Origin of the sequence: Xanthomonas sp. SHU 166 (assembly GCF_000364685.1) — a bacterium.
Lineage (GTDB): Bacteria > Pseudomonadota > Gammaproteobacteria > Xanthomonadales > Xanthomonadaceae > Xanthomonas_A > Xanthomonas_A sontii.
This window is the reverse complement of record NZ_AQOJ01000397.1, coordinates 1-5,585: the sequence shown is the minus strand read 5'-3', so window position 1 is coordinate 5,585 and position 5,585 is coordinate 1. Positions and strand designations below refer to the sequence as shown.

At 65.7% G+C, this 5,585-nt stretch carries 4 protein-coding genes and 1 pseudogene; all 5 read left to right on the top strand.

All coding sequences use genetic code 11. The features are described from left to right. Positions 1 to 857, top strand: a pseudogene (locus D180_RS10980) (hypothetical protein); the annotation flags it as partial. A 136-nt stretch (positions 858 to 993) separates the two neighbouring features. Beyond that, positions 994 to 2,574: a glucoamylase family protein gene (locus D180_RS10975; RefSeq protein ID WP_173003417.1), complete on the top strand. Its 1,581-nt coding sequence runs from the start codon at positions 994 to 996 to the stop codon at positions 2,572 to 2,574. 44 nt (positions 2,575 to 2,618) lie between these two features. Continuing rightward, positions 2,619 to 3,881: a sugar ABC transporter substrate-binding protein gene (locus D180_RS10970; RefSeq protein WP_232760443.1), complete on the top strand. Its 1,263-nt coding sequence runs from the start codon at positions 2,619 to 2,621 to the stop codon at positions 3,879 to 3,881. Then, positions 3,878 to 4,759 (top strand): sugar ABC transporter permease, encoded by an 882-nt coding sequence (locus tag D180_RS10965; RefSeq protein ID WP_010342668.1) that lies wholly within the window; start codon positions 3,878 to 3,880, stop codon positions 4,757 to 4,759. Before D180_RS10970 ends, D180_RS10965 begins: the two co-directional genes overlap by 4 nt. Continuing rightward, positions 4,756 to 5,585 (top strand): carbohydrate ABC transporter permease (locus D180_RS10960; RefSeq protein ID WP_017912831.1); only part of this gene is annotated, 830 nt, incomplete at its 3' end. The genes D180_RS10965 and D180_RS10960, both read left to right, overlap by 4 nt.

Below are 5,585 nucleotides of genomic sequence, written 5' to 3'. Positions count from 1 at the left end.
CCCCCGCCGGCACCGGCGGCGGCCGCGAGGTGTACCTGATCGACAACAACATCAAGGTGCCGTACTCCGACCAGTTCAGCCTGGGCATGCGCAACATGCTGCATTTCTGGGGCAACGACTGGTACACGGACGTGACCCTGAGCCGCATCGTCAGCGAGGACGGCTTCGTGTTCCTGCGTGGCAACCGCCGTGCCGACGGCTCGTTCTTCCTGCCCGGCACCACCTCCGGCGTGCCCACCGATTCGCCCAACGGCTACAGCGCGATCGTGCTCGGCACCAACGGCCTGAAGACGCGCAACAACCAGCTGGCGCTGAAGCTGGACAAGCCCTACGACAAGGAGTCCGGCTGGGGCCTGACCGTGGCCTACACCTTCTCCGACGCGAAGGAAAACCGCCAGTACGGCGAGCACTATGCGCTGGACCAGCCGTCGATGGCCGGCTACGGCTGGCGTGAGGCCGGCGGCATCCCGAAGAACCGCCTGGTGGTCACCGGCATCTACGATCTGCCGTACGACGTCACCCTGTCGGCCAAGCTGTCGCTGGCCAGCCAAACCCCGCGCTACGGCACCAACTGCCTGGCGGGCAACGACCAGTGCTATATCATTCAGTACAAGCCGGACGCCACGCTGGGCTACAAGGAATTCAGCCTGGCGGCGAACAAGGAATGGGATACCGGGTCGGGCATCAAGTTCAACGTGCGCGCCGATGTCATCAATCTGTTCAACTGGACCAACTACGCGGACTACAACACCGCAACCGGAACGTACGCCGATCTGAATACGGCGTTCGGTACGCCGAACGGCGTGCTCGCCTCGCCGATGCGGACGTTCAAGCTGTCGTTCGGCTTGAACTGGTAAGCAAGGTCGCCGCGGCTCCCGTGCACCGGGGGCCGCGGCGATGCGGAAGTGGGGTATTTTTTGCGTGCATGTAAACGATTTCACGGGGGGCACGATGAAGAAGCAGCGCAGGTTCATCAGGTTTTCGTTGATGGTGATGGCAGCAGGGGTGCTGCTGACGGCGTGTAAGAAGGTCGAGGAGCCGAAGGCGGTGGAGAAGAAGCCGGTGCAGGTGATCCTGGTCGAGGCGGAACTGCCGCCCAAACCGCTGAAGCCAGAGCTGCCGCAACTGTTCAGCGACATCGAGCGGCGCACTTTCCAGTTCTTCTGGGACACCACCAACGACACCAATGGCCTGACCCCCGACCGCTTCCCGTCGCGTCCGTTCGCCAGCATCGCGTCGGTGGGGTTCTCGCTGACGGCGTATCCCATCGGCATCGAGAACGGCTGGATCAGCCGGACCCAGGCGGTGGATCGCACCCTGACCACGCTGAAGTTCTTCCGCGATGCGCCGGTCGGCCCGCAGCGCACCGGCAAGGCCGGCTACAAGGGCTTCTATTACCACTTTCTGGACATGCAGAACGGCCACCGTTACGACAGCTGGGTGGAGCTGTCGAGCGTGGATACCGCCCTGCTGATGATGGGCGTGCTGTTCGCGCAGTCGTACTACGACGGCGACGACCCGCGCGAGAAGGAGATCCGCGAGATCGCCGACACGCTGTACCGGCGCGTGGACTGGACCTGGCTGCAGCAGCGCGATCCGCTGATCTCGATGGGCTGGTTCCCCGAAAGCGGCTTCATCAGCCACGACTGGATGGGCTACAACGAAGCGATGATGCTGTACGTGCTGGCCTTGGGATCGCCCACCCATGCGGTGAGCCCGGATGCGTGGACGGTGTGGACCCGCACCTACAACAACGACTGGGGCGTGTACTACGGCCAGGAATACCTGTCGTTCGGGCCGATGTTCGCGCACCAGTACAGCCATGTCTGGATCGACTTCCGCGACATCCAGGACCAGTACATGCGCGAGCGCGGCATCGACTACTTCCTCAACAGCCGCCGCGCGGTGCTGGCGCAGCGCGAGTACGCCATCGCCAATCCGATGAAGTGGAAGGACTACGGCGAGAACGTGTGGGGCCTGACCGCCAGCGACGGGCCGCAGAACACCGAGCAGGAGTATCGCGGCGAACAACGCCAGTTCCGCCACTATTCCTCGCGCGGCGCCGGCCTGCGCGAGAACTTCGACGACGGCACCATCGCGCCGACCGCGGCGGTGGCCTCGCTGGTGTTCGCGCCGGAAGTGGTGATTCCGGCCACCGAGGAGATGCACAAGCGCTACGGCGACTTCATCTACTCCAGCTACGGCTTCCTGGATTCGTTCAACCCCAGCTTCAACTACGATATCCCGCTCAAGACCGGGCGCGTCGTGCCCGGACGCGGCTGGGTCTCCAGCGACTACATCGGCATCGACCAGGGCCCGATCCTGACCATGATCGCCAACTACCGCAACGAGTTCGTCTGGAACGTGATGAAGAAGAACAAGTACATCCGCACCGGACTGGAGCGCGCCGGCTTCAGCGGCGGCTGGCTGACTCCGGAGGGCGAGGCGCAGCCGGTGCCGAAGAAGGACGAGCAGGCCGCCGCGGCGCGGGCGATCGGCATCGCCGAGTCGCGCGCCGCCGCTGCGCAGGCGCAACAGAACCCCGACCAGCGCCAGCCGCAGAAGCCCGAATGAGCGCAGCACGCATGATCGGTCGTTGGGTGTCGCTGGGCTTGCTGATGGTGGCCGTGTGCGGGTGCGCGCGCGCGCCGCAGGGCGAGGTGGTGCGATTCTGGGCGATGGGCCGCGAGGCCGAGGTGGTGGCCGAGCTGATCCCGGAGTTCGAGAAGGAGAATCCCGGCATCCACGTGGACATCCAGAACATCCCGTGGACCGCCGCGCACGAGAAGTTGCTGACCGCCTTCGCCGCCGACGGCCTGCCGGACGTGTGCCAGCTGGGCAACACCTGGATCCCGGAATTCGCCGAACTGGGCACGCTGCAGCCGCTGCAGCCCTATGTCGACCGCTCCAAGGTGGTCGACCCGAAGGACTACTTCCCCGGCATCTGGGACACCAGCGTCATCGATGGCCAGCTCTACGGCATCCCCTGGTACGTGGACACGCGCCTGCTGTTCTATCGCAAGGACATGCTGCGCGACGCCGGGGTGACCAAGCTACCGCAGACCTGGGCCGAGTGGGAGCAGGCGATGGCGGCGGTGAAGAAGCATGTCGGGCCGAAGCGCTACGCCATCCTGATGCCGCTCAACGAGTTCGAGCAGCAACTGTCGCTGGGCCTGCAGCTGCCCGATCCGCTGCTGCGCGACCACAACAACTACGGCAACTTCGAAAGCCCCGGCTTCCGCAAGGCGCTGGCGTTCTACGCCAACATGTTCGACCAGGGCTGGGCGCCGAAGATGTCGGAGACGCAGATCTCCAACGTCTGGGACGAATTCTTCAACGGTTTCTACGCGTTCTACATCTCCGGCCCGTGGAATATCCGCGAGTTCCGCAAGGTGCAGCCGGCTGCGCTCAAGGACCAGTGGGGCACCATGCCGCTGCCGGGCCCGGACGGCCCCGGCGCCGGCATCGCCGGCGGCACCAGCCTGGTGATCTTCCGCAAGTCCGAGCACAAGGACGCGGCGTGGAAGCTGATCGAGTTCCTGTCGCGGCCGCAGATCCAGGCGCGCTTCCACGCGCTGATCGGCGACATGCCGCCACGGCGCAGCACCTGGGCGTATCCGTCGCTGGCCGACGATCCGCTGGCGCATGCGTTCCGCGATCAGTTGGAGCGGGTCAAGCCGGCACCGAAGGTGCTGGAGTGGGAGCGCATCGTGCAGGAGATGCGGCTGGCCACCGAGCGTGTGGTGCGCGGCGGCGAACCGCAGGAGAAGGCGATGCGGGAACTGGACAAGCGGGTCGACGAGATCCTGGAGAAACGCCGCTGGATCCACCAGCAGCATCGCGAAGGCACGGCGGCGCCGGCCGCGGGAGCGGCGCCATGAAGCGCGGTTCCCTGATCGGCTGGCTGTTCGCCGGCCCGGCGCTGATCGTGATCGGCGTGTTCTTCGGCCTGCCGGTGCTGTCGGCGCTGGCGCTGAGCGTCACCGACTTCGACCTGTATTCGCTGGCCGACCGCCACAACCTGCGCTTCGTCGGCTTCGGCAACTACATCGAATTGCTGCAGACGCCGATGTTCTGGAAGTCGCTGTGGAACACCACGTACTTCGTGATCGTCGGCGTGCCGCTGTCCATCGGCGCCTCGCTGGGCGCGGCGCTGCTGCTGAACGCGCCGGTGGCGCGCTTCAAGGCGCTGTTCCGCACCGCGCTGTTCGCGCCGGTGGTGACCACGCTGGTGGCGGTGGCGGTGATCTGGCGCTACCTGTTCCATACCAGCTACGGCCTGGTCAACTACGGCCTGGCGCATCTGGGCATCGGCCCGATCGACTGGCTCGGCGACCCGCACTGGGCGATGCCGACCATCATGCTGTTCGCGGTGTGGAAGAACTTCGGTTACAACATGGTGATCTTCCTCGCCGGCCTGCAGGCGATCCCGCAGGACCTGTACGAGGCCGCGCGCATCGACGGCGCCTCGAAGTGGCGGCAGTTCCTGCACATCACCCTGCCGATGCTGGGGCCGGTGCTGCTGGTGGTCGGGGTGATCACCGTGTCCGGCTACTTCCAGCTGTTCGCCGAACCCTACGTGATGACCCGCGGCGATCCGCTGCAGAGCACGGTCAGCGTGCTGTATTACATGTTCGAGGAAGGCTTCAAGTGGTGGAACCTCGGCCGCGCGTCGGCAGTGGCGTTCCTGCTGTTCCTGATCATCCTGGGAGTGACGACGGTGATGCTGCGCTTCGGCCGCAAGAGGGACCTGGTATGAGCCGGGAGATCGGCGCCTCGCGCTGGAACACGCTGCTGGTCAACGGCGGGCTGCTGCTGCTCGCCGTGATCAGCCTGGCGCCGCTGTTGTGGATGGTGTCGGTGTCGTTCATGCCGGCCGGGCAAGCGAGTCGCTTCCCGCCGCCGATGCTGCCCACCGGCGCCACCCTGGCCAACTACGGCGAGCTGTTCTCGCGCACCGGCATGGCCCGCAACTTCGCCAACAGCCTGCTGGTGTCGTGCGCGATCACCTTCGGCTCGCTGCTGATCAACACCATGGCCGGCTATGCCTTCGCCAAGCTGCGCTTCGTCGGCAAGGAGCGGATCTTCCAGATCCTGCTGGCGGCGCTGGTGATCCCGGCGCAGGTGGCGATGCTGCCGCTGTTCCTGCTGATGAAGCAGCTGCACCTGGTCAACAACTTCGGCGGCGTGGTCGTGCCGGCGCTGGCGACGGTGTTCGGCATCTTCCTGGTGCGCCAGTACGCGCGCTCGATCCCGGACGAGCTGCTGGAGGCCGCCCGTATCGACGGTGCCGGCGAGCTGCGGATCTTCTTCCAGATCGTGCTGCCGATGCTCAAGCCGGTGCTGGTGACGCTGACCATCTTCACCTTCATGGCGGCGTGGAACGACTTCATGTGGCCGCTGATCGTGCTGACCGACCAGGAGCACTACACCTTGCCGGTGGCGCTGGCGGCGCTGTCGCGCGAGCACATCATGGACGTGGAGATGATGATGGCCGGCGCCGTGGTCACGGTGGTCCCGGTGCTGGCGCTGTTCCTGGCGCTGCAGCGCTACTACATCCAGGGCCTGCTGCTCGGCAGCGTGAA

Bases quoted from the DNA above. Each gene is read 5' to 3' on its own strand.
- D180_RS10975 (WP_173003417.1), top strand. From the start codon at position 994: ATGGCAGCAGGGGTGCTGCTGACGGCGTGTAAGAAGGTCGAGGAGCCG.
- D180_RS10970 (WP_232760443.1), top strand. From the start codon at position 2,619: ATGGTGGCCGTGTGCGGGTGCGCGCGCGCGCCGCAGGGCGAGGTGGTG.
- D180_RS10965 (WP_010342668.1), top strand. From the start codon at position 3,878: ATGAAGCGCGGTTCCCTGATCGGCTGGCTGTTCGCCGGCCCGGCGCTG.